This is a genomic window from Limosilactobacillus urinaemulieris (genome assembly GCF_014838745.1).
In the GTDB taxonomy this organism is placed as follows: Bacteria; Bacillota; Bacilli; order Lactobacillales; family Lactobacillaceae; genus Limosilactobacillus; species Limosilactobacillus urinaemulieris.
The window spans coordinates 124,630-149,391 of the sequence record NZ_JABUXR010000004.1 but is presented as its reverse complement, the minus strand read 5'-3'; the positions used below and the strand labels follow the sequence as shown (position 1 = coordinate 149,391).

The 24,762-nt window shown below is 40.2% G+C and carries 24 protein-coding genes and 1 pseudogene; 13 read left to right on the top strand and 12 right to left on the bottom strand.

All coding sequences use genetic code 11. The features are described from left to right. Positions 1 to 172: 172 nt before the first annotated feature. On the bottom strand, positions 173 to 1,651 hold the full coding sequence (gene zwf, locus HUK45_RS03500; protein WP_191911105.1) for a glucose-6-phosphate dehydrogenase: 1,479 nt from the start codon (positions 1,649 to 1,651) through the stop codon (positions 173 to 175). 359 nt (positions 1,652 to 2,010) lie between these two features. Between zwf and HUK45_RS03495 the strand changes: the two genes are divergently transcribed. Further along, complete coding sequence (locus HUK45_RS03495) at positions 2,011 to 2,448, top strand: VOC family protein (RefSeq protein WP_191911104.1); 438 nt, start codon at positions 2,011 to 2,013, stop codon at positions 2,446 to 2,448. A 78-nt stretch (positions 2,449 to 2,526) separates the two neighbouring features. On the opposite strand, the gene nrdI is transcribed toward HUK45_RS03495, so the two are convergent. Further along, positions 2,527 to 2,988: a class Ib ribonucleoside-diphosphate reductase assembly flavoprotein NrdI gene (gene nrdI / locus HUK45_RS03490; protein ID WP_191911103.1), complete on the bottom strand. Its 462-nt coding sequence runs from the start codon at positions 2,986 to 2,988 to the stop codon at positions 2,527 to 2,529. 280 nt (positions 2,989 to 3,268) lie between these two features. On the opposite strand from nrdI, the gene HUK45_RS03485 reads away from it, so the two are divergent. The 3 genes from HUK45_RS03485 to HUK45_RS03475 are packed head-to-tail and all read left to right on the top strand — an operon-like array spanning position 3,269 to position 5,213. Further along, entirely contained in the window at positions 3,269 to 4,135 is an 867-nt protein-coding gene (locus HUK45_RS03485; RefSeq protein WP_191911102.1) for an ATP-binding cassette domain-containing protein, read from the top strand. A gap of 20 nt (positions 4,136 to 4,155) precedes the next feature. Next, positions 4,156 to 4,698, top strand: coding sequence for a saccharopine dehydrogenase related protein (locus HUK45_RS03480; protein WP_413230817.1), 543 nt, complete (start codon positions 4,156 to 4,158; stop codon positions 4,696 to 4,698). Continuing rightward, positions 4,695 to 5,213 carry a DUF1836 domain-containing protein gene (locus HUK45_RS03475; RefSeq protein ID WP_191911100.1) on the top strand — a complete coding sequence of 173 codons (519 nt, stop codon included), beginning with the start codon at positions 4,695 to 4,697 and terminating at the stop codon, positions 5,211 to 5,213. The genes HUK45_RS03480 and HUK45_RS03475 overlap by 4 nt, the downstream gene beginning before the upstream one ends. A gap of 58 nt (positions 5,214 to 5,271) precedes the next feature. On the opposite strand, the gene HUK45_RS03470 is transcribed toward HUK45_RS03475, so the two are convergent. From HUK45_RS03470 to ybaK, 4 genes are all read right to left on the bottom strand, one after another. After that, positions 5,272 to 6,375 (bottom strand): AI-2E family transporter, encoded by a 1,104-nt coding sequence (locus tag HUK45_RS03470; protein ID WP_191911099.1) that lies wholly within the window; start codon positions 6,373 to 6,375, stop codon positions 5,272 to 5,274. A 1-nt stretch (position 6,376) separates the two neighbouring features. Then, on the bottom strand, positions 6,377 to 7,213 hold the full coding sequence (locus tag HUK45_RS03465; protein ID WP_191911112.1) for a TIM barrel protein: 837 nt from the start codon (positions 7,211 to 7,213) through the stop codon (positions 6,377 to 6,379). Between the two features lie 234 nt (positions 7,214 to 7,447). Then, positions 7,448 to 8,881 carry a C69 family dipeptidase gene (locus tag HUK45_RS03460; RefSeq protein WP_191911098.1) on the bottom strand — a complete coding sequence of 478 codons (1,434 nt, stop codon included), beginning with the start codon at positions 8,879 to 8,881 and terminating at the stop codon, positions 7,448 to 7,450. Positions 8,882 to 8,980: 99 nt separating this feature from the next. Then, positions 8,981 to 9,487, bottom strand: a complete 507-nt coding sequence (gene ybaK, locus HUK45_RS03455) for a Cys-tRNA(Pro) deacylase (RefSeq protein WP_191911097.1) — start codon at positions 9,485 to 9,487, stop codon at positions 8,981 to 8,983. A gap of 124 nt (positions 9,488 to 9,611) precedes the next feature. Here ybaK and HUK45_RS03450 point away from each other — a divergent pair, with 124 nt between their 5' ends. Further along, positions 9,612 to 10,343 (top strand): GntR family transcriptional regulator, encoded by a 732-nt coding sequence (locus tag HUK45_RS03450; protein WP_102169543.1) that lies wholly within the window; start codon positions 9,612 to 9,614, stop codon positions 10,341 to 10,343. A 64-nt stretch (positions 10,344 to 10,407) separates the two neighbouring features. On the opposite strand, the gene HUK45_RS03445 is transcribed toward HUK45_RS03450, so the two are convergent. From HUK45_RS03445 to HUK45_RS09505, 3 genes are all read right to left on the bottom strand, one after another. Beyond that, on the bottom strand, positions 10,408 to 11,007 hold the full coding sequence (locus HUK45_RS03445) for a DUF975 family protein (RefSeq protein WP_191911096.1): 600 nt from the start codon (positions 11,005 to 11,007) through the stop codon (positions 10,408 to 10,410). Between the two features lie 65 nt (positions 11,008 to 11,072). Next, positions 11,073 to 11,933: an acyltransferase family protein gene (locus HUK45_RS03440; protein ID WP_235971964.1), complete on the bottom strand. Its 861-nt coding sequence runs from the start codon at positions 11,931 to 11,933 to the stop codon at positions 11,073 to 11,075. Further along, positions 11,930 to 12,181 carry a hypothetical protein gene (locus HUK45_RS09505; protein ID WP_235971947.1) on the bottom strand — a complete coding sequence of 84 codons (252 nt, stop codon included), beginning with the start codon at positions 12,179 to 12,181 and terminating at the stop codon, positions 11,930 to 11,932. Before HUK45_RS09505 ends, HUK45_RS03440 begins: the two co-directional genes overlap by 4 nt. A gap of 244 nt (positions 12,182 to 12,425) precedes the next feature. On the opposite strand from HUK45_RS09505, the gene HUK45_RS03435 reads away from it, so the two are divergent. The 3 genes and pseudogenes from HUK45_RS03435 to HUK45_RS03425 all read left to right on the top strand — a co-directional run bounded on the left by HUK45_RS03435 (position 12,426) and on the right by HUK45_RS03425 (position 17,417). Continuing rightward, on the top strand, positions 12,426 to 14,837 hold the full coding sequence (locus HUK45_RS03435; RefSeq protein WP_191911095.1) for a phosphoketolase family protein: 2,412 nt from the start codon (positions 12,426 to 12,428) through the stop codon (positions 14,835 to 14,837). A gap of 169 nt (positions 14,838 to 15,006) precedes the next feature. Next, a pseudogene (locus HUK45_RS03430) lies at positions 15,007 to 16,365 on the top strand (APC family permease). A 149-nt stretch (positions 16,366 to 16,514) separates the two neighbouring features. Continuing rightward, positions 16,515 to 17,417 (top strand): ROK family protein, encoded by a 903-nt coding sequence (locus HUK45_RS03425; protein ID WP_191911111.1) that lies wholly within the window; start codon positions 16,515 to 16,517, stop codon positions 17,415 to 17,417. Positions 17,418 to 17,468: 51 nt separating this feature from the next. Here the strand turns inward: HUK45_RS03425 and HUK45_RS03420 are convergent, their stop codons facing one another. Then, complete coding sequence (locus HUK45_RS03420; protein WP_191911094.1) at positions 17,469 to 17,933, bottom strand: Rrf2 family transcriptional regulator; 465 nt, start codon at positions 17,931 to 17,933, stop codon at positions 17,469 to 17,471. A gap of 164 nt (positions 17,934 to 18,097) precedes the next feature. Between HUK45_RS03420 and HUK45_RS03415 the strand changes: the two genes are divergently transcribed. From HUK45_RS03415 to HUK45_RS03400, 4 genes are read left to right on the top strand one after another with little or no spacing between them, the layout of a single operon-like run. Further along, positions 18,098 to 19,003, top strand: a complete 906-nt coding sequence (locus tag HUK45_RS03415; RefSeq protein ID WP_206683760.1) for a glycine betaine ABC transporter substrate-binding protein — start codon at positions 18,098 to 18,100, stop codon at positions 19,001 to 19,003. A 22-nt stretch (positions 19,004 to 19,025) separates the two neighbouring features. Continuing rightward, positions 19,026 to 19,691, top strand: a complete 666-nt coding sequence (locus tag HUK45_RS03410) for an ABC transporter permease (protein ID WP_191911093.1) — start codon at positions 19,026 to 19,028, stop codon at positions 19,689 to 19,691. Continuing rightward, positions 19,666 to 20,436 carry an ABC transporter ATP-binding protein gene (locus tag HUK45_RS03405; protein ID WP_191911092.1) on the top strand — a complete coding sequence of 257 codons (771 nt, stop codon included), beginning with the start codon at positions 19,666 to 19,668 and terminating at the stop codon, positions 20,434 to 20,436. Before HUK45_RS03410 ends, HUK45_RS03405 begins: the two co-directional genes overlap by 26 nt. Then, positions 20,429 to 21,064 (top strand): ABC transporter permease, encoded by a 636-nt coding sequence (locus HUK45_RS03400; protein WP_191911091.1) that lies wholly within the window; start codon positions 20,429 to 20,431, stop codon positions 21,062 to 21,064. The genes HUK45_RS03405 and HUK45_RS03400 overlap by 8 nt, the downstream gene beginning before the upstream one ends. A gap of 41 nt (positions 21,065 to 21,105) precedes the next feature. On the opposite strand, the gene HUK45_RS03395 is transcribed toward HUK45_RS03400, so the two are convergent. Then, entirely contained in the window at positions 21,106 to 23,034 is a 1,929-nt protein-coding gene (locus tag HUK45_RS03395; protein ID WP_191911090.1) for a GTP-binding protein, read from the bottom strand. A 9-nt stretch (positions 23,035 to 23,043) separates the two neighbouring features. Beyond that, on the bottom strand, positions 23,044 to 23,508 hold the full coding sequence (locus HUK45_RS03390; protein ID WP_191911089.1) for a universal stress protein: 465 nt from the start codon (positions 23,506 to 23,508) through the stop codon (positions 23,044 to 23,046). A gap of 205 nt (positions 23,509 to 23,713) precedes the next feature. On the opposite strand from HUK45_RS03390, the gene HUK45_RS03385 reads away from it, so the two are divergent. Further along, the gene (locus HUK45_RS03385) at positions 23,714 to 24,727 is read left to right on the top strand and encodes a lipoate--protein ligase (RefSeq protein WP_191911088.1); all 1,014 of its coding nucleotides are present in this window, start codon (positions 23,714 to 23,716) and stop codon (positions 24,725 to 24,727) included. Positions 24,728 to 24,762: the final 35 nt, after the last annotated feature.

Genomic DNA, 24,762 nt, shown 5'->3' with positions numbered 1-24,762 from the left:
CTCAAACGAACCTGTTATGGTTTTGCCAATCAAAAATTTTTCTTTTTAAGAATTGATTGTCTTTTTGTATAAAAAATACCACCCACATTTCTGTGAGTGGTATCGATATCCATCAATACCACTCACAGATACCCAAAATTATTTTCTTCTCAGACCTTATCGATAATTTATGTTACTTGTTAAGATCGTAAACCCACTTGCAACCGTCACGAGCTAACAATTCAGTAGCTGCGGCAGGACCCATTGATCCTGGAGTGTAGTTAGGGAATTGTGGCTTTTCGATGTCCCAGAGGTTCCGAATAACGTCAACGAACTTCCATGCGTAAGCAATTTCAGCCCATGAAGCAAAGTTAGTGTGGTTGCCTTCAAGAGCATCGTGGAAAAGACGTTCGTATGGTTCTGGTGATTCCTTCTTGGCAGAATCGCTTTGGAGGAACTTCAGGTCAACTGGTTCAGTTGTGTAACCTTGACCAACGTGCTTAGCATTTAATTGAAGAGCAAAGCCAGACTTAGGTTCAACAAAGATAGTTAAAACGTTGGAATGAAGTGCTTGTTCATTACCAGAGTTTGGATTAGCAAAAATATCGATTAATGGCTTCTTGAAGACTACATCAATCCGTGTAAACTTGTCAGCTAACTTCTTACCAGTCCGAACGTAGAATGGAACACCTGACCAACGGTAGTTATCAAACATTAACTTAGCAGCAACGAATGTTTCAGTGCCTGATTCTGGATCAACACCATCTTCGTGACGGTAATCAGGTTGACTACCATCAGCACCATATTGACCACGAACAAAGTTAGCAGCGGCTTGTGATGGGGTGTAGACACGTAAACTACGCAATGCCTTGATCTTTTCAACACGAACATCGTCGTCAGTAAAGGCAACTGGTTCTTCCATTGCGAGTTGAGCGACAACTTGCATGATGTGGTTTTGAACCATGTCACGTAAAGCACCAGAATTGTCGTAGTATCCGGCACGTTCTTCAACACCAAGCTTTTCGCTAAGGGTTACTTGGATGTTGTCAATGTAACGGTTGTTCCAGAGAGCTTCGATAACTGGGTTACCAAAACGCAATGCTTGGATGTTTTGAACCATTTCCTTACCAAGATAGTGGTCAATTCGGAAGATTTGGTTTTCTTCGAATGTTTGTGATAATTCGTCATTCAACTTCTTAGCTGAATCGAAGTCACGACCGAATGGCTTTTCGATAACAAGACGGTTGTAACCATCATCTGTTAATAAGCCTTGCTTCTTGATGTTGATAGCAATAGTACCAAAGAATTGTGGAGCCATTGACATGTAGAATAAACGGTTACCTTCAGTACCGAATTGCTTGTCAAGCTCAGTTAAGCGATCCTTCAACTTAGCATAATGTTCTGGTTTAGTAACATCATGAGCACAGTAGAAGAAATGCTTAGAAAATGCTTCTGCTTCGCCATCCTTTGCAGGAATATCCTTAATTGAATTTAAAACCATTTCTTGGAATTCTTCGTCGCTCATTTCGTGACGTGAAGTACCAAGTAATGCAAAGTGGTCAGCTAAGTAGCCTTTTTGATAAAGCTTGAAAAGGGAAGTGTAAAGCTTCCGCTTAGCTAAGTCACCAGTTGCACCGAATAATGTAATTAATGCCTTATTTTCTGTAGCCAAAATGTTCACTCCTTCTGAATATTCAGAAAATCTTCTAACGTTACAATTATATACTTTCAACAGCGATTCTGCATTAAAAATGGTAAACGTTTTCGCTATGAATGACTTGCAAAGATAATGGCTCAACCGAGATTTTTATCTATATGAAAAGAACGTTCGCTCTTGATAAATAATTGGTCTAGAACAAAACTTTTTTGCTTTTTATACAGAATTAAGCAAAATTACGAATGAAAAATCAAAAAATACTCGTTCTAATATATTAGAAAGGGAATTTTCGGTGCCTCATTTTGGGACACTTGTTTGACGTGACACAAAATGAACAATATAATCAAAAAAGAGGATTTTAACGGAGGAAAAACATGACTGCACAGATATACCCATATTTAACATTTGAGAATGCAAAGGAAGCGATGGACTATTATGTTCAGAACTTTGATGCAGAAATTGTTTATCACCAACCACTTAGTGAAGAGCAAGCGGAAAACTTGGGATTGGATATTGACTCGTTAAGCACTACTACTTTTCGTGGGATATTTCAGGTTGCTGGTCAGAAGCTAATTTGTGCAGATGCAACGATGACGAACCCCCAACCATCATCAATGGTTTCTATCATGATTGATTTTGGCGAAGATGAAGCTGGGGCAAAGCAGTTATTTAATAAGGTAGCAAGCTCTGATGAACAGCGCGTTACAATTCCGTTCGGTAATCAAACAGCTGATAATCAAGTTGGTCAGGTAGTAGACAAATACGGAATCACTTGGTTGATTTGTAGCGGTAAGTTGATGCAGGAAGATTAAATAAGAGCTGGTAGTAGTAAAGGACTGGGAAAAACAAAACGTTTTTCCCAGTCCTTTATTTTTTATCCTGCTTATACTCTATTTTTCATTCCATCTCTTTGCAAGCCGATCGTAGATAACCTCGATGTCTTGAGAGGTTCCGCGGAGTTCATAATCAGCGAGGAAAGGAGCATCAAATTGCTTAGCGTACTTTCTTGCAGTTAGGCAGTATTGTTCGTTGAAGTTTCGATTACCACTGCCGACAATTCCAAGACACTTCTTAGCATTATCGCCGTAAGCGATGTATTCGCCTAGAGCGGTAGTCATAATTTCTGTAAAGCCAGAAGTAATACCATCTCCACCGTCTAAGTATGTCGGAACAAAAACAAAAAATGGTTCTTGTTCATCAGCTGGTTCCGTTTGGTCAGTGATTTCCTTAAGGTTTAATAGTGGGCTGCTGGGATTAAAACTATGTTGTTGCTTAGCGTATGTTTCCATACGACTAAGAAATGAACGCGTATTTCCCTCAATAGAGATATAAATAATGTTCATTGCTGTCATTTGAGATCCTCTTTCTATTTATTATAACGTAATTGATTCTTAGTCTATTTTAGATGAATAGGGCGATAAATAACAGTATAAATTATTTTATTATTAAGGATTGCTGATAGTATTGTAAATAATGGCGAAAACCATTAAGCTCTAAAAATAGCCTAAGAAATATTTAAGCAATTGGTAATTAGCAAAATATAAAAATCATTTTGAACCGATGACATAGTCTATTTATATAATTACATGATAAAATTAATCTATAATGTTTCTTAATTTGGGAGGACTTGATTTGAGTAGTATTGTTTTAGATAACCTAACATTCGATGCTAAGTCTGGGGATCAACTTGAAAATGTTTCGTTAGAGTTAACTTCGCCACAAGTGATTGCTTTTTGTAGCAATGATAATGGTGCGACAACAGCATTAAAGCAGCTCTTAGATGCTCAGGGGAGTATTGAAGAGGGAGCAGTACTCGTAAATGGCGAGCCGTTAGGAAAGGTAAATCGTCGTCACGGGAACCCACTGGTAGCCCATTTTGATGATGTTGAACTGAAGGGGAAAACCGTTTTAAAGGTAGTAAAAAATTCCCTTAAGCATCACCAAAATGTTTTAACGGTTGATCAGACCAATCAAATGCTTGAATCGCTTGGCATTGTTCCAGGAAAGCGAATTGCGGACTTAACTCCCGACGAACAGCAAAAGCTTCGAATTGTGCTGCTCCTTTCTTGGTGTCGGCCGATTGTTCTTCTTGATAATGCCTTTGATGGTCTTGATGAGAATAGTCGCCTAACAATGAGTGAGCTGGTTGCGGACTATACTAAAAAGACTGACTCATTAGTCATTTTTACGAGTCAGGACGTTTCAACACTGATGCGTTTTTCTAAAATAATTTATTATTTTGAAGGCAGCCACCTTACATCTGCTCGTAATGTTGAAATGTTGGATAGCGTTGATTGTGTAGTAACAATAATTGGAACAGGTTTTCCGGTTGAAAATGCGGTAAAATTAGGAGCTCATATGTTAGAAGAAGCCCCGAAAGAAACACGCTTCCTTTTCACCGGTAATATTCAAGTCTTGCTGCCGCTTTTAGAGCAGAGCACGATTACTGATGTTCGGATTGAGGACGCAACGGTGGAGGATGAATTGATGACTTGGTAAGTGCTTAAGGAGGAATGCATGTGGGTAGAGTAGTACTGGTTGATAGCCGGGAGGACGAATTGGCACTTAAGATTATGAAGAAGGTGCCGGATGCCGTTGTATCAACAAATTTCAGGGTTCAATTTCAATCAGGCGATATCCTATGCTGGTTACCAAAGCCAAGCGATTACGTGGATGATGAAGTTCAGGAATTGGCCGACTTAATAGATCAGAGTACGTTTTTACCAATAAAAATTATCATGTTAAGTGTTCCTGGAACAGCAGACGATGCTTCGCTTGAGCAAGTAGAGAAGTGGTATGGTAAGGATGCACGTTCGATGATAATGACGCATCAATATGCAATTAAGATGATTGATGAGTTTGAAATCCCGTATACGATTGTCCGCGTTCCACCATTGACGTCGGCTAATACAAGTGTTTCAGTTGTTGGTGAAGGACAACCAATGACTAGTGGTAAATTAGGAATAAACCAACTAGTCTCGGTTTTCCAGACGGTTCTTGAAACCAACCGCTACCTTAATCAGTCGATTGGGATTGTTAATAGCGAGGGAGGTCAACAATGACAAACTTAACAGAATTTAAACGCTGGGAGAATGGTATTTCCCGGATGCATTTTCCAAAATGGGAAGAATTACCAAGCTTGGGATTGTATGTTGATCAAGTAGCAGCAGTAATTAATGAGTATTTAACCAGCTTGGGGATGGAACCTCTTACCAAGTCAATGATTAATAACTACGTAAAAAAGAAAACCATTCAAGCACCAATTAAGAAAAAGTATGCAGTTAACCAAATCGTTGACTTATTGTTGATTGGTTTCTTCAAAAATACTTTTACGATTAATGATATTCGACAAGGAATTCTTCAAGTCACTACTAAAGATTATCCTAAGCAAGCCTATGATCGGTTTGTGGAGGTCCTTAATGCGCGGTTAAGGAATGAGCCGATCCCCACTAACCCTAATTTCAACTCGTCAAATGAACAGTTAATGGTTCTGGGGATTGACGCTGTCCTGGCTGGATTGAAAGCTCGATACCTGCTAGAAATAATGGCAAATAGTAATGAAACAGAAGAAGATTAAAAATATGGGAGAGTTAATCCAGAGTCCTATATGACTTTAGAGTAACTCTCCCATTAAATTATTCATTTGCTAAGCGTTTATGGGTATCTGTCTTAATAATTTTATAGAGGGCAGCAAACAACGGTACAGTAAACATCATTCCTAAAATACCGTAAATTCCACCACCAATAATAACAGCGGCAAAGACCCAAACGCTAGGCAGACCGATTGATTTACCGACAACTAGCGGGTAGGTAATTCGGTTATCAAGCTGTTGAAGGACGATAATAAAGATTAAAAACATTCCTGCCTGAATTGGGGAAACAGCGAAGATAATAATTACGCCAATTCCGGCACCAAGAATTGCGCCGATGATGGGGATTAGGGCACCAATTGCTGTTACCACACCAATCATTGATGCATATGGCATTCGAAGAACACTCATCCCAATAAAACAGAAAATTCCTAAAATAGCGGCATCCTTACACTGACCAACAATGTAGCTGCTGTAGCTATCATTAAAAACTTTGGTAACGTAGAAAATATGTTTGCCTAACCGGGGAAGGTAGGCATTAATAAGGCGTTTTATTTGGTGGCTCAGGGTTTCCTTATAAATTAGGAGGTAAATGGAGAAAAAGAGAGCAACCACTGCAGTCGCAACAGTTGAAAATACTGATGATGCAGTTGAAATGATTGCCTTAAAAGTTCCGCCAAAACCAGCAGTAAGGTATTTGCCGACCTGATTCCATTTAATCTTACCTAAATCAAAACTATTCCATAAGGTATTTAGATCCTTATTATGTTCGATAAACTTTACGAAACGATTAACCACTTGGCCATGATTAGCCACCAGTAATTTGATACAAGAAACGAGTTCTGGGATTACCAATGATGAGACGATCACGAGGATCAGAATAATTGTTAGGTAAGAAAAAATAATCCCGAATAATCGCCGGTATTTTTGAGCTTGCTTTGTCTTAAATATTCTGGAATAGAGATGCTCATACTGATTGAGAAGAAGGTTAACAATGTATGCGATAATTCCACCAATTAAGAGTGGCATTGCAGCATTAGTAACTGAACTAATCAATTTAGCCGCTGCGGGCCAATACCTCACTGCCAGGTACAAGCAAAAAAGAGCGATTATTAATGATAGGTGGTTTTTTTGAATTTTAATTTTCACACTATTCTCCTTGCATTAACTTTTTAGCGATGGTGGTAAGATAACGGTGACTTTCAACTTGTTCACGGCAATTCCATTGATCGTGAAGGTTGATTTCGTAGATGCTACTAGCATTTGGGTTTAGGAGCTTTAATACAGGTGCCCAATCAATCTTCCCCTTACCGAGCTGCAGGCTATCATGTGTTAGCCCCATTGAATCTACAAGGTGGTAGTGGACAACGTGATCACGCAAATGCTTAAGCGATGCCTGCAAGGCTTGATTATCACCATGCATCTCAATAAAACAGTGAGAAGTATCGAATGCTAGTCGGTAATCGTGACTTAGTATCTCGTCCTCTTGTTCGGGATGGCCATATGCAAATACTGGTGCAATCGAATTCTCAAACATAATATGATTACCACCGGCGCGGGCAAAACAATCGAGACGGTGATAGACAGTCTGACGTGCGGTTTCAACATTAGGATAAAGGCTGACCATTTCCTGGACTTCTTTTCCGGCATAACCTCCATGAACCAGGATCTGGATATCCCGTTTTTGTGCTAAATCAATTAACTTTTCAGTTGAACTTTCAATGAAACGGTACAGCTCTGGAAAGTTTTTCTCTGGTGCGACTACTTCTAAGTGCCAGTTCTTATAGACCATGGGGTGATGGATGACAATTTTCGTAATCCCTTTTGATTGAACGTATTGGACAGCTTCATCAAGACGCTGATACCCTTCACCCGTAAAGTCAGCAGCACTTGTATAAAACTCATATACGTCTGGGTGATATTGAAGACGATCGTCAATTTGCTGCTGATCGCTGCTTCCCTTTAATCCTAGCATTGGCATAACCATCATTGTCAGTCCTTCCAATAAAATTGTTACCTTCATTTTAGCAGATTATGTAGTTAGCGACTGACGAAGAAAGGAGAAACGTTTCACATGGAACAAAATAAGAGACTGGAAAAATATTTTGTTTTTCCAGTCTCTTACTATTACCAGCAGTTTGCAAATTTACTGAGTCTAATCGCGGGAATTCAACCGAACTCTTAAATAGGTTAATCCCCAGCTTGCTTAGTGGTGAATGTACTACAAATTCTTATCCATAATAAAGGTTAATTTAGAAAGCTCAAGACCATGCATAATCAAGTTACTCATTAACTCTTTAGTCCGTTTTGCCATTTCTGCAACCATTTTGTGGGTTTCTTCACTGAGGTAGGCACAAGCATCATTGTCACTCATTCCTTCAACCTTTGGTGCAACCTGACTGACCCACCGGTAAAGGTATTCACGTGAATCCTTTAAGTAGTTAAGGTCATCTTGAGCAAATTCAGCGTGATGAGCTTCAACAATCATTGAAAGTGCTCGATACATCCAGTAAGCGCTCTTTAGATCCATATTAAGTTTCTTTGGTGTTTCACGGTAGCTGACATCAATATCATCTGCGTTACCAAAGAATGGAATATATGGAGTAAAGGTTGGGATACCAAAGTTCATCCACATAATAGTAGAAGCAGCTTCTGGTAAATCATTCCGTACTTGAAGAACATGGGAGTTTTGTGTTCGGTTAAGGGAAATTGGCCGGAACAAGTGCTTTTGTTCTTCGGTACCATGGCCTAGTGGATCATACGGGGTACCCTGGTAGTGACTACTCAAAATTTTTTGTACATCTGCCAAAGTAATCCGGTGGTTGGTGCGCATAATGAATGGAAGATCAAAGTCGAGCGGATCCTGTTCTACACTTGGATTGAGGACCTTATGGCCATACCATTGCCGTGGTGTGTTGTAGTGTTGATCAAATACATCTGCCGTTCCAAAAATGTGACGGAAATCCCAGCCATACTTATCAGGGTTAAGGCGATTCTTTTCAACAAATTCTTGAATACCTTCTGACCACATAAAGTTATCAGAATCGTTGAAGTCTACTTGTTGAATGGCAACCCGGTTACCAGTTACTGCATAAGCATCATCTGGGATTCGTTCAGCAACCCAGTGGTGACCGGTAACAATTTCCATGTACCAGACATCATTTTTATCGCTAAAAATAACCCCGTTTCCTTCAGCGGAACCATACTTTGCGATTAATTGACCGAGGTACTTAACACCATCTTTAGCACTATCAATAAATGGAAGTGTTGCAGCAACGATTAGGTCTTCATTAATTCCGGATTCGGTATTTAGCGGATCACATGCCAGAACTCGTTCGTTAGCATAAACACTTTCAGTGGCACTCATTCCAACATTCTTTTCGTTAAAGCCACTTTCGTCAAAAACTCCTTCAGTCTTGTAATTAACGTTTGGAGTTCCTTGGTACCGATAACCATCAGCTGGCCGATCAACAACACACTTATTTAAGTATGCTTTTACTTGATTAGGGTGATTATGGTAAGCAGGATAAGTGACGAACCGCTGTGGTGTTAATGGGCCAAATGTATCATCATTTCTTGCTGCCATTGTTGAACCGTCAATTGTAGCGTCCTTACCAACTAGGACGGTGGTACAAGCAGATAAGTTTTTCTTCATCTATTTCAAGACCTTTCTAGATAAAACATAAAAAATTGGTCATTATTATTCTAAGCTTCTTAATACCGGTTATCAATTTACCCGCATAAATCAACGCTGCTAAGAATGTTGTTCAAGATCAGCAAATTCAGCGTGAACTAGTTTAGCTAAGTCCTCTGAATTCAGTTTAACCGAACGGCCAAGCTTACCGGATGAAACGTAAATCTCCCCTTGTTCTTTCGCCTCATTATCAATGAAGATTGGGTACTGAAACTTTTCGTAAATACCAATTGGCGTGTTGGCACCATGGACATATCCCGTAGTCTTTAAGAGGTTCTTTAACGGCACCATGTTTACCTTTTTATTTCCAGAAACTTTTGCAAGCTTTTTTTCATCAAGGTGCTGATCTACCGGAATCACACCAACAAGCGGACCAGTAACATTTCCCGAAAGAACTAATGTCTTATAAATGTGGTGTTCATCAACACCAGAATGATCAACACTCATCGTCCGGACGTCACCATCTTGGTGGGTAGGAAATTCTGCTTGTTCATATGGAATATTGTTTTTATCCAGGATTTGTTCAACTTGGGTTTTCTTCATTTTGCTTTTTTCCTTTTTACTCATAAATCTTAAGCTCCTTTTTTCTGGGACGAACCAATTTTTACTGAAATAGATCCCAATTTTAAATAGGTCTGCTATACTAGAAACAGAATTAATCGTCTATCAAATAATCCGAGGAGTAAATGACATGGCAGATTTAGTATACCGCTCAGTGATGAGTGATATAAAACAAAAAATCTTAGCAAATCAATATCCAGGAATGAAATTACCTGACGAGCGAAGTCTCAGTGCAAGCTATAAGGTGAGTCGTAGTTCGATCAAACGCGCACTTGGCGTTTTAGCTCAGCAGGGAATTATTTTCAAAAAACGAGGCTCTGGAACGTTTATTAATCCCTTATACCTAAAAAACCGGTCACTGTTTCGCTACGAAGGAAGTAACTTGGGAGTTACCGACAGTTTTAAGTTTGGTGACAAGAAGCAAAGCATTAAACTAATGGACTATCAGGTTATTCCCGCAAGTAAAGATCTTCAGCAGGACCTTTTCCTTGAAGATAATGATTTTGTCTACAAGGTTAAACGACTTCGCCTAATTGATGATCAACCTTTTATTATCGAAACTGGCTATATTCCAATTAAGATTATTCCAACACTTTCACCAGACATTGTTAAGAGTTCGATCTTTAACTATTTGGAAACCGCAAAGGGGAAGCGAGTTACAAAATCCTTTATGTCGATCAGCGTTGCTCCATCAAAGGCGGATGATCAGCGACTGCTTAAATTAAAGCCAACTGAACCGGTTGCCATTATGGAAGGGGTCTTCTTCCTTGACGATGGGACACCATTTGAGGTTTCTAATATGCGTGTTCATTATCGTTACATGAAATATGATACCTTCGTAAGTCTGGATCAGGAAAATTAAAATACAAAGAACGGCAAATCTGATGCTATAGATACGCTAGCATTAGGTTTGCCGTTCTTAATATTTAATTATCAGTTTGATTAGCGGATAACTTTCGATAGTAATTAGCGTTAGTTGCATGAATGTAAGGAATCAGCCAAAGAAAACCAAGACCAAACGGAATTGCTGCTAAGATTGCCCAACCAATAAAACTTAATTGAAGTAAGAAAAATTCCCATTTGTGCCCATCCATTAACTGCCGACTTTCAGTGATTGCTTGAGTTGGTGTCAGTTCCTCTCCATTGTCAACTCGATCCTTAACAATATAGTAGGCTTGTGAATAAGCTAGACCCTTAATGATCCCAGGAACAATTAAGAGGATTGTCCATAGGCAGAAGAAAATTGTTGATAATAGCCAGGTTAAGAAGATGGGGATTAATCGGTTAGATGTAAAACCGGAAAACAGTGCCGTAAAATAGTTGGTGATTTTGTTACCATCAACGAGTTGTAAAAAGGCAATGTCAACTCCTGCGGCGATTAGTCCAGCAATGATTGTTCCAAAGCCACCGGTAAGACTACCGATCAATCCAGCAAGAATTGAGGCTAGTAGGCAAAGAAGAACGCCATAAGTCCAGTTGCCAGCAAGTGATTGTCGTCCTAGCTTACGATAAGTTGAAATCTTCATTAAATAACTCCTCCCAAAATAACTTTTAAGATATTACCAGCTAAATTCTAAAAAGACAACATAAATTAGCCATTAATTAGGTGGCGAAAGTGAAAGTTGTACTTAAGAGTTGACCATAACCAATGAAAACCATAGGCGGAAATAAATGCCAATAAAACGGTCATTAAAATTAGAAGCGGAAATTTAATCATTAACGGAATTGTCCAGTGAGCTAATAGTTTCCAGTTCCAGTAAAGCCAGAATACGTGGGAAAGATAAGCACGGTGAGCATAGAGCGCCACCCAGTGAACTAGGGGTATCCATTGACTGCGAAACTTTTGCATATACATTGCAATTGTTGCAATTAAGCCAATTGAAGCTAAATTGTAGAAAATCATTGATGGTAAATAATAGGGAGCGTTATCTAAACTAACTGGCGTACCATAATTAAAGAAGTTGAAAGTAACATAGTAAAGAAGGAGACACCAAATATTAACTAACAGTCCCCAATGTTTCATTACGAATAAACAAATTGACTCATGGAAAACCCACAAGAGGGTACCGCTAACGGCAAAAATAATAAAACTCGGAAATATCCGATCAAACAAGTACCATTGCTGTGCTTGCGGACCGTGAAAAATTTCTAATTTGTAAATCCAATGCCAGGCTAATTCAAACGCTAGGGTGAGGATAAAGACAATTATTCCGCGTTGCGGGTTATCTGTACACCAACGGGCTAGTGCCCAGGAAAGGGGCATTAAGACGATAAACTGAAGCATCATGACGTTGTACCAAAGGTGTGGGGCGGCATTTCCGTTGATGAACTGCCAAACAAAGCTGGTTAAGTCGTGATAGTGGCCATGTTGTTGTAGTTGTGGCAGGAAAACTAGGTAGACCGTTGTCCAAAGAATTGAAGGAATGAACAAGATGTGCCAACGGTTAATCATAACCGAGGATAATCACACAGCCGAGCCTGGGGATGGGTACGGGTTGATGAAAAAAGAATACCAAAGATAAAAGCCGATGCGGAAAACTTAACTACTTCATATATTCCTCCAAGCAAGAATTGTTGACCCACGGGTAAGGTAGTTTGCATCAGAAAACTGATAATTGATTGGATCATTACGGTAATCACAGCGAAAAGTTTTACAAAGTCTCCAATATCCGCCTGACTGTTTGCGCCTAATTGTTGCAAAATTACTCCTCCATATTGTTATTTAAACTTACATTAATAAGTGTAAAGCGAGATTCTTTTTTCGTCACTAGTTTGGTAAGCTAATTATCCGTAAAAGCAAATTATATAAATTGGATCGGATCAATTTGTTAAAAGGTTGACTTTTATTTTAAATCCGTTATTATTAGTAATGTAAATTTGAATTATTTACGTATTGTTTAACGGCAAGAACGTATTTATTTATTCAGAAGGAGTGTTTATTAGAATGGCAGTAGATTACGATTCCAAGAAGTACTTGGAAAGTGTTGATGCTTACTGGCGTGCAGCCAACTACCTTTCAGTTGGTACATTATTCTTAATGGGTGACCCATTATTACGTCAACCATTAAAGGCAGAAGACGTTAAGCCTAAGCCAATTGGTCACTGGGGTACTATTGTTCCTCAAAACTTCATTTACGCACACTTAAACCGTGTAATTAAGAAGTACGACCTTGACATGTTCTACATCGAAGGTTCAGGTCACGGTGGCCAAGTTATGGTTAACAACTCATACTTGGATGGTTCATACACTGAAATTTATCCAGAATATACTCAAGATACTAAGGGAATGGCTAAGTTATTTAAGCACTTCTCATTCCCAGGCGGTACTGCATCACACGCCGCACCTGAAACTCCAGGTTCAATCCACGAAGGTGGGGAACTTGGTTACTCACTTTCACACGGTGTTGGTGCAATCTTAGATAACCCAGACGTTATCGCCGCTGTTGAAATTGGTGATGGTGAAGCCGAAACTGGTCCATTGATGGCATCATGGTTCTCAGACAAGTTCATCAACCCAATCAAGGATGGTGCGGTATTACCAATCATCCAAGTTAACGGTTTCAAGATTTCTAACCCAACTATCCTTTCACGGATGAACGACGAAGAACTTACTAAGTACTTCGAAGGTATGGGCTGGAAGCCTTACTTCGTTTCAGCTTACAAGGAAGCTGATCGTGAAGGTGAATTTGATGGTTACAAGGACCACATGGAAGTTCACGAACAAATGGCTAAGACTATGGATACTGCTATTGAAGAAATCAAGGCTATCCAAAAGAATGCTCGTGAAAACAACGATGACTCATTACCACAATGGCCAATGATCATCTTCCGTGCTCCTAAGGGTTGGACTGGTCCTACTAAGGATCTTAATGGTAACCCAATCGAAAATTCATTCCGTGCTCACCAAATTCCTATTCCGGTATCACAAGATGACATGGAACACAAGGACATGCTTGTTGACTGGATGAAGTCATACAAGCCAGAAGAATTGTTTGACGAAAACGGTCACCCAGTTGCTCTTGTTGAAGAGAACACACCAGAAGGTAACCGTCGGATGGCTATGAACCCTATCACTAACGGTGGTATCGATCCTAAGCCACTTGTATTGCCAAACTACCGGGACTTTGCTGTTGATGTTCAAACACCAGGTTCTGTTGTAAAGCAAGATATGCTTGAATGGGGTAAGTACCTCAGCAAGATGGCTGAATTGAACCCTAACAACTTCCGTGGATTTGGTCCTGATGAATCTAAGTCAAACCGTCTTTACGCATTCCTTGACAATGACAAGCGTCAATGGATGGAAGGTATTCACGAACCAAACGATGAAAACCTTGCACCTGCAGGTCGGATGATTGATTCACAACTTTCCGAACACCAAGCTGAAGGATTCCTTGAAGGTTACACCTTAACTGGTCGTCACGGATTCTTCGCAACTTACGAAGCATTCGGTCGTGTTGTTGACTCAATGCTTACTCAACACATGAAGTGGTTACGTAAGGCTAAGGATCTCTACTGGCGTCACCAATACCCAGCATTGAACTTTGTTGATACTTCAACTGTATTCCAACAAGACCACAACGGTTACACTCACCAAGATCCAGGTCTGTTAACTCACATGTTCGAAAAGGAACGTCCAGATCTTGTTAAGGAATACTTACCAGCAGATACTAACTCTCTGATGGCTGTTTCTAACAAGGCCTTCAACGACCAAGAATGCATTAACATCTTCGTAACTTCCAAGCACCCACGTGCACAATGGTTCTCCATTGACGAAGCTACTGAGTTAGTTGATAACGGTCTTGGCTACGTTAACTGGGCATCTACTGACCAAGGTAGCGAACCAGATGTTGTCTTTGCATCAGCAGGTACTGAACCAACTGAAGAAGCTCTTGCTGCTATTGACATTCTTCATGACAACTTCCCTGAATTGAAGATTCGTTACATCAACATCATTGAAATTATGAAGTTGATGAAGCAAGATAAGAACCCAGAAGGTTTGTCTGACGCAGAATTCAACCGTTACTTCACTACTGACAAGCCAGTTATCTTTGCATGGCACGGATTCCGTGACATGATCCAAGCATTGTTCTTCGATCGTGCAAACCGGAACGTTCACATTCACTCATACGAAGAAAATGGTGACATCACCACTCCATTCGACATGCGTGTATTGAACGAACTTGACCGTTTCCACTTAGCTAAGGATGCTATCCAAAGTGTTCCTGGTTACGAACAAAAGAGTGCTGCATTTGTTGCCAAGATGGACAACATGATTAACAAGCACAACCACTACATCCGTTCAGAAGGTAAGGACTTACCAGAAGTTACTAACTGGACTTGGAAGGGTCTTAAGTAATCAACGGTGATTACTAATTAAACACTTAATAAATTGAAAATAGCTGAAGAAAAGCTTGCTTTTCTTCGGCTATTTTTTTGTTCTTAAGTTGAACGAAAAGATTTGTAAACTGATTTCTTGCAGGGTACAATTTAAGTGTAGATATTATTTTTGTTATAAAAGATTGAGGGTGAAGATTATCAGTGGAAAAGCAACAAGTCCCAAGAAGTTATCTTTTATTTCAATTTACTTTTTAGGCATTAATGGTGTTATTGGTTCTGGAGCATTTCTGTTGCCACAGGTTATTTATAAGGACATGAATTTAGCAAGTGTGCTTGTTCTCCTCTGTGCAGCTATTACCGTTAGTATGGTTGCCCTATGTTACGCGGATCTTTCTAGTAGATTTACGGGTTCAGGAGCGGCCTGGCTATATTCTTACAATGCATTTGGGCGCTTTTGGGGTTACGAGTTAGGGATCTTTACGTGGTTCTTAGGGTGCTGTACTTTATCAGCAGAAGTTGTTGCGTTATTAACAACGCTGAAGAGTTTCTTACCGGTCTTTAGCAATCATTGGGTTTATTATTCATCTGTATTTGGTCTAATTTTGTTCTTTTCACTTATTAATTTTTATGGAAGAACAATTGTAAAATTTGTTGATAACTTATCATCGGCTGCAAAAATGATTACGATGATCGTGTTCATTGTTATTGGTGCCTTTTGTATCCATTTTGCAAACTTTTCGCCAGTTATTCCGCATGCAGCAATGACTGGTGCAATGCCATTAGCCAAACATTTTGGTGCGGCCTTTAGTGTTGTTTTCTATATGTTTACTGGTTTTTCTTTTATTCCGATTGCTGCCAAACAAATGAATAATCCTGAGAAGAACATTCCACGGGTTTTGATTTCAGTAATGATTAGTGTAACTATTTTATATTCGTTAATGATGCTAGTTGCGATTGGAATTTTGGGAACGAAAATGGTAAATTATAGCACACCAATTGCGAATGCATTTAATGCCGGTGTCGGTCGCTGGGGATATATTTTAGTTATTGCTGGGATGCTGATTAGTATTTTTGGTGTTGCATTTACAGCCTCATTTAATACGCCATCCTTAATTGCCTCTTTGGCGAGTGAACACGCGATGTTACCAAAGTGGATTGGAAAGAAGAATTCTCATGATGCTCCATGGGTAGCGATTATTTTAACCGCAGTAATTTCACTTCTTCTAGTAACGCAATCCTACTTGTTCTTGGTATCTTGTATTGTGCTTGCCTCATTTGTTCAATACGTTCCGTAAATCTTGGCGGTAATTAAGTTTAAGCATACTGATGAATTTCCAAACCATGGCTTTAAATTACCAGGTAAGTATGTAATTCCCGCACTTGCCTTGATAATTTCCTGTTATATGGTGACTAACTTTACAATTAAAACAATTACTGTAGGAGTAGTTGTCGCTGTGCTTGCTGCCGTATCGTACTTCTTTATTGAACGCGATGAGAAACATGAAGCTCAACATCAGGCTAAGTTAGAGATGCTAAAACGGCATTAAGTAGGTCCGGGTGTAACCCTCTAGAGTTAGCTATTTAGCCGACTCTAGAGGGCTAAATTGGTTATTTTAGTTCAAACCGCTGATTTTCTTCTCTACAGAAAATAGTTGTGTATAATATTAATGATAACTGAAGTGAGGTGTTAGTGAGTATGCAACGGCAGTACCTAAGTATTGATATTGGTGGAACAACGATCAAAAGTGCCCGAATTGATCATTCTGGAAATATTATGACTAAGGGGAGACAGCTAACACCACGCTCCAAAGATGCTTTCTTGCAGGTCCTGCAAACAATTATCCAAGAAAATCCGGTAATTGCTGCCGTCTGCGTGAGCGTTCCTGGGATTGTTGATCCACAAACGGGGAGTGTTCAGTTTACAGGGGTATTGAGTTATATGGGAAAATTTGAGTTGGCCCAGTATCTTGAAAAGACGACCCAGTTGCCTGTCTACGTTGGTAATGACGCTAATTGTGCAACATTAGCGGAACAATGGCTAGGAAACCTGGTCGATGTTGACAATGGCGCGGTTATTACTCTGGGAACATCTGTTGGTGGCGGAATCGTAGTTAACGGAACACTCCTTCATGGTCCACATAGTCGTGCGGGAGAATTAAGTGCGATCGTAACTAATCGTGATGATCCGCTAGCTGAACAACGAACGGTTGGCGCTACTACTTCAGCGGTTAGGATGGTTGAAATGGTAGCCCAAGCCTGCAATCTTCCTGATTCGGCAGACGGTCAACAGGCATTTCAAAAAATTATTGCTCATGATCCGCTTGCTTGGGAAATCTTTGAAGAGTATTGTCGACGGGTTGCCTATCTAATCGTTGCTCTTCAGGCAGTTCTTGACCTTGAAGTGGTTCTCATCGGTGGTGGAATTAGTGTTCAGCCAATTTTGATTGAGGAAATTAAAAATCAGTTTATTAAAGTTCAACAAGCGGATCGTCGATTGATGGCTGATATTACAATGCCAGTGATCAAAGCGGCTAATTTTGGTAATGAGGCCAATCTTCTTGGTGCGCTTTACGGGTTGCTTCTAAAAATTGAAAAATAAAAAGAGAAAGTAGGGACTAGAAAAACAAAATATTTTCTGGTTCCTGCTTTCTCATTTCAGGTTACTATTTATTAACTTTTGCGGGTCTTTCTCGCTCTGCTTAACAAGGATTGAGTTAAGGACATCTTGCAAAGAAATTGTCGCTAGTTTCGCTTTTGCTGCCATTTCTGCCTGATTATAAAAATTACTAAGGGTTGCCTGAATGTTACCACCAACAATGCAATCAGGGTTTGTTTTGGGATCAATTGCAAAGAGGTGTTGTTCATCTTCGACTGCAAGGAAAACGTCATAGAGTGAAATATCTTTTGGCTCGCGCATCAGCTTAGGGTCAGCTGATCCATGGACGGTCTTGAGCAATCCGGCACTTCGTAGTTTTCCCATTAATCGACGAACAACAACTGGAGAAGTTTCAATGCTTGCGGCGATGTGCTCACTGCTTAATGGTAATTTACCCTTGTAAGTTTCGATAAAAGCGAGAATATGGATACTATCGCTAAAACGGGTTGAAATTCTCATGTTAATTACTCCTTTTCTGTATAATTAATTGTAACAGCTGTTGTTACAATTATCCAGAAGTAAGTTGTTTGTATTTCTTGACAACGTATTATTGATAATATAAGCTTAGGATTATAAGATTGATCGATGAAACTTTTTAAGTTACTAATTATGGAGATGGAAGAATGACAATTCATTTAAGAAGGTTGATTGCTAGACTAGCTTTGCTTGTCATAATGATTTTGGTTGGTAGTAGTATTTCAACGACCGTCAGTGCAAGTAGTAAGCCGATCATCGTTGGTTCTAAAAGCTTTTCGGAAAGTAAAACAGTTAGTGAAATTTACGCATTAGCGTTAGAACATGCCGGATATAAGGTAGTGCGGAAGCCGAATATCTCTAATTCTGTTGTTTTTCGTGCAGTCAAGACTGGGCAAATCGATGTTTATCCAGAATACACTGGAACAATTGTCGAGGCATACTTAAAGAAAAGCGCTAGTGGTAAGAGTGCTTCACAGATGGCATCATTAGCACAGAATGGTGTAAAAAAAGATGGTTTAGTAACTTTTAATTATGCACCAGGTGACAATCGTCAGGGAATTGGAATGCGGGCGAGCGTTGCTAAAAAATATAATATTAAGACGTTAAGCGATCTCCAAAAGAATGCAAGTCATATTCGGTTTGTTTCTCAGGGTGAGTTTGATAAACGGGCGGATGCGTTACCCGGGATGAATAAAAAATACGGAAAATATAATTTCAAGTCCCATAAGGATTACGATGATAGCTTAAAGTATAAAATTATGTCACAAAACAAGGGAGACGCAGCACCGGTTTCTACTACGGACGGTCAGCTTGCTACTAGTAAGTTTACCCTGTTGAAAGATGATAAAGGACTATGGTCGCCATATAACCTTGTTCCGCTAGTAAATAAAAAGGCAGCTAAGAGTCACCCAAAGATGGAAAAAGCTTTGAACCAGGTTGATGCTAAGTTGACTACCAAGCAGTTGACTAGTCTTAATAAAAAGGTTGATGTTGATGGTCAGAACTATAAGACAGTAGCAAAAAATTGGTATAACGAACACGTATTGAATTAGCAGATAGGTCGTTTCAAAGGAGTTGGGGAGTGACGTTTTGTTAACGCAAATTATTCATTATTTTCAAACGGATAGTAGTCAATACTGGCTATACGTTTGGCAGCATATTTACCTTAGTGGAATTACATTGGTAATTGCAATGGCAATTGCGTTGCCGTTGGGATATATTGGTTCGCGGATTAGGGCAGTAGCGGCATTTTGTACAGCTTTTTCCCAGGTGTTACGAATTATTCCAAGTTTAGCGTTACTCTTTTTATTAATTCCGTTTATCGGAACGGGGATGACTCCAGCATTGATTGCACTTGTCGTTTTGGCATTACCACCATTATTAATCAACACAATTCTCGGCTTTAACGAGGTTAGTCCGTTATATAAGGAAGTCGGAACTGCCCTAGGAATGAATCGTCAGCAGTTAAGACGACAAATCGAGATCCCGCTCGCCTTACCCTATATATTGAACGGGATTAAGCTGGCCCTTGTTGAAATTATTGCGAGTGCAACCCTTGCTACTTACATTGGCGCCGGTGGTTTAGGAACATTAATTTTTACCGGATTGGGGTTATATGATATTACCTATGTCATTATTGGTGGAGTTAGTGTAGCGCTCCTGGCGTTGCTTTCGATGGCTGGATTTGATTTTTTGATTAGGAGGGCCCGGCGGTATGACGAAGCCAGTTATTCAATTTAAACATGTTCAAAAGCGGTTTGGCGAAAATGTGGTAATTCCGGACTTGAGTTTTGAGATCAACCAGGGAGAGTTTGTGACAATCCTTGGTTCTTCCGGTTCTGGTAAGACAACGACCCTTAAAATGGTTAATGGTCTCTGGAAGCCGAATGCTGGGAAAATTCTGATTGATGGCCAAAAAATTAGTGATCTTGATCTAGTAAAATTACGTCGTCATATGGGCTACGTTGTTCAGCAGATCGGACTTTTTCCTCACATGACGATTGCAGAAAATATTGCGGTAGTACCGAAGATGCTGCAGTGGGAGCAGCCAAAAATTGATCAGCGGGTGAAGGAATTACTTGCTTTAGTTCAACTTGATCCAGCAAAATATGCTGATCGGTACCCTAGTCAGCTTTCTGGTGGGCAACAACAACGAGTTGGCGTTGCCCGGGCATTAGCTGTTAACCCGCCATATGTTCTTTTTGATGAGCCTTTTGGAGCATTAGATGCTCTAACGCGAATTGAGTTACAAAAAGAAGTTAAACAAATCCATGAATCACTGGCAAATAAAACATTCATGTTTGTTACTCACGATATTAATGAAGCATTCTTCTTGGGGCAAAGAGTAATGATAATGCACGAAGGACGAATTGAACAGTTTGCAACACCGGGAGAAATTATTTCTCATCCTGCAACTTCTTTTGTTAAAGAACTTTTGGGAACAGTTCAACAGAATCAAGAGCTCTGGAGGCAATATCATGATTGAGTACTGGGAAACTAACTGGCCAACGATGATTATCGACTTGCAACAGCATGCTGTGATGGTTCTGGTTTCTTTAGGGATTGCTCTAGTAGTTGCAGGAGTAATTATTTTATTACTGATGAACAGAAGAAACTGGTTGAATGGTTTAACCTACTTTTTCTCGTTGCTTTATTCAGTTCCCAGTTTTGCCTTTTTTGCTCTTTTATTGCCTATTTCTGGGTTAGGGATGCGTACAGCAATTATTGTCTTAACAGTTTATTGTGAGTACGTTCTATTAAGAACATTCATTACTGGTATTCAGGAGATCGACCCGGCATTAATTGAAGTTGCTAAAGGAATGGGGATGACAAGGAGGCAAGTCTTCTTTAAGGTTCAACTTCCTCTTGCTACGCCTGCTATTTTTAGCGGACTCCAGGTTGCCTTAGCTTCAACAATGGGAATCGCTACAATTGCAGCTACGATTAATGCTGGTGGTTTAGGACAGCTATTGTTTGAAGGCCTTCAGGCACAGCAAGTAGTACCAATCCTATGGGGAACGTTGTTAACGGTTGTTTTGACGCTTTTGTGTGCTGGGATCTTAAAGTTAATTGAGTGGGCACTGATTCATCGTTGGCGAACAGTAACTAATTAAAACGAGGTCTGAAAAAACAAAACGTTTTTTCAGACCTCGTTTTAATTATCCTTTACGTGTGCCATTGCTGGGACTTGATCCCATTTAACAGGATAACCAGCACCGTGAGCACAGAAAACAGAATCTGGGGTGTTAGGCAAATCAGCGGTCGGGTTATAGTTTGCCTTTGTAATAATCTCGTCAGCGTTATGACACTTTTGGTAACCACTGACCGTTAATTCGAGTTGCCCTTGTCCGTGAGTATACGCTCGGACTACTGAGGCGTACTTGCGCATCTCGGTTACTGGGGCAGTTCCTGTAATAACGGTGGTAGGTGAATTAGAATTATTTTCATTAAGCTTAAATGTACCGGCCATCTTCTGAATGTCATTAATTGCACGACCAACATTTTCCTGGTTGACAGTTAATCTGAATTGATACCAAGGCTCAAGCAGTTCGCAGTTCCCGGCTTGCTTAAGTTCCATCAGCCCCTGGCGAACGGCACGGGAAGTTGCTTCACGGAAATCACCGCCAACAGAGTGGACAATACTTCCGCGACCGTTAACTAGGGTAATTTTGACATCCGTTAATGGGGCGCCAATTAATACGCCCCGATGTTCCTTATCCCGTAAACTGGTCATTACCTGTTCTTGCCAGTTATGGTTAAGAATATCAACACTACACTCGTTAGCGAAGGATAGGCCACTTCCTGGGTTGCCCGGTTCAATTAAAAGGTGAACCTCAGCATAGTGCCGCAGTGGTTCAAAATGACCAATGCCGATTACCTTTGAAGTAATAGTTTCCTGATAAAGAATGTTTCCTTCATTGAAGGTGACATTGATCCCGTATCGCTGGTCAAGAAGTTGCTGAATGGTTTCAAGCTGGACCTCTCCCATAATTTGGAGATGAATTTCCTGAAGGTGCTCCGACCATTGAATATTAAGGTGGGGTTCTTCGTCTTCTAGTTCTCGTAATGCTAATAAGCACTTATGGGGATCAGTACCATTTAACTTAACTGCATAACTAAGGACTGGTTGAATTTCGTTGAGTGGCAAATCATCTGCAATTCCTAGACCCTGACCCGGAAAGGTTGTGGTGGGACCGGTAACTGCGCAAACATCACCAGCTAAAATTTCCTGAACAACGGTAAACTTGGCACCATTATAGACGCGCAATTGATTGGCCTTCTCATTTGGGATGAGTTCTTCCTTTGCCTTGAGGTCGCCGCCAAGAACTCGAATCCAGGTAAGACGTTCTCCCTTGTTATCGTGGGAGATCTTAAAAACGCGTCCCTGAAATTCTGTCGGTAGTGCTGGCTTAACGGTCCATTTCGAAAGGCCAGCAATAAAATCATCAATCCCCGTTAATTTAAGGGCTGCACCAGAATAAATTGGGAAAATCTTCCGCTGGCTAATTAATTGCTGGATTGTGTCAGCGCTAAGTTTGCCGGATTCAAGATAAGCACTTAAAACTTTATCATCGGTCATTGCGATTGACTCAGTTGTGTCAGCGGTTAGTGGTTCAGAGAAGGGTAAGCAGGCAGGAGAAAATTCTGCCTGTAATTCTTGAATTACTTGGGCTGGGTCAGCACCAACGACGTCTGTTTTATTGATAAAAATAAAGGTTGGAACTTGGTATTTCTCTAGGAGTCGCCATAGTGTTCGGGTAGAACCCTGAATTCCATCAGTTGCTGAGATAACTAGAATAGCGTAGTCGAGAACGGGGAGCACCTGTTCAGTTTGCCCCGCAAAATCAACGTGTCCTGGAGTATCGAGCAGGGTGAGGTGGAAATCGTCATAAGTGACGCTTGCTTGATGCGAAAAGATAGTGATTCCGCGTTGCTTTTCAAGGGTGTTCGGATCAAGAAAAGAGTCACCATTATCAACCCGTCCCAGTTGTCGTTGTGTTCCTCCACGGTAAAGAAGTGCTTCTGAAAGGGTTGTTTTTCCTGCGTCAACGTGAGCGACAACTCCTGCGACAATTTTTTTCACGAGCCTCTCCTAATTATTATCTTCTGTCCGAACAACAAGAACATCACAAATGGCATTACGGTTAACGTAATTAGTAACTGAACCAAGAACAAACCGTTCGACGCTTGAGAGCCCCGTAGTACCAATAACAATTAAATCGTTATGGTGATCCTTGGGGAAGTCCTCAGCAATGACTCGTTTGGGATTACCGAAACGAATGTGGATACTAACGTCAAGAAGCCCCATTTTCCAAGCACGCATTTTAAGATCCTCTAAGCGTTCTTTAGTGGCTTCCACTAAGCTATAAGTTTGATCGCTGCTGACCGTTGTATCGGTAATATAGCCGTCAGTAATTTGGCCTACTTGTTCAATCGTGAGAAGATCCAGGTGGGCATGATTTTGAAGTGCAGACTTAACTGCCGCTGTTAACACGGGGATGGTTGCTTTTGAACCATCGATTGCCGCAACAATGTTTTGATATTGCATATCCTTCATCGGACTTACTTCCTTTCGAACTCGTTACTTTAATTATAAATGTTTATCTTAAATCGCAGTTAATAAAAAGATAATTTTAGTAAAATTAATCTCCATGATTGAAAACGGTTGCAAATAGGACTAAACTTTAAAGGTAGATTAAAGGACAATTTACCGAATTTAGTCTAATAATAATTAGAATCTTCACAAAGGAGTTGCAGTTAATATGCGATATGTTTCAATGACTTCCCATAATATTGGGATGAACTTAGCAACCGAACAGTACTTGATGAATGATAAGGATTTTGGTCGGGAACCATTAGTACTTTTCTATTATGAAGAACCATGCATCATTGTTGGGCGGAACCAGAATACTCTTGAGGAAATTAACCAAGATTACGTTAAAGAGCATAATATTCGGGTAACCCGGCGGCTTTCCGGTGGTGGTGCCGTTTATCAAGATCTCGGTAATCTCTGTTTTAGTTTTGTTGTCCCAAGTGATAGTGAAGAATTCGGTGACTTTAAGTCCTTTACCCAACCAATTGTTGATGTTCTGCATAAAATGGGGGCAACGACTGCAGAAGTTAGCGGACGGAATGATATTCTAGTCGATGGTAAGAAGTTTTCTGGTAACGCAATGTACTCACGGAATGGTAAGACGTTCTCTCATGGGACATTGATGTTGAATGTTGATCTGAGCGTCGTTGCGGATGCCCTCCACGTTGCCAAGGATAAGATCGCATCAAAGGGAATTAAGTCAGTTCGGTCACGGGTTACTAACTTACGTCCATTCCTTGATAAGGAATATCAGGACATTGATGTGCCAACTTTCCGTGATGATTTGATTAAGGGACTCTTCCACGTGGATAGTTTAGACGAAATTAAGGATAAGCAATACGTGGTTACTCCAGAAGATCAAAAGGAAATTGATAAGATTTATGAACAGTACTATAACAACTGGGATTGGGTCTACGGCAAGTCTCCTGAATTTACCATTAAACGGCGGAAGCACTTCGACATGGGGACAATTGATGCCCGGTTTGATGTTAAAGATGGTGTGATTAAGAATGTAAAGTTCTACGGTGACTTCTTTGGTCCACAAGATATTAATGAATTAGCGGCTAAACTTCAGGGAGTTAAGTATGACCATGACGCAATTGCAAAAGTTTTGAATGAGAATGGTACCCAGCAATACATTACTGGAATTCCAACGGATCAAATTGCGGATCTATTGGCTTAATTGAGCTTTACCACGATCTTTAGTAAAATGTGGTT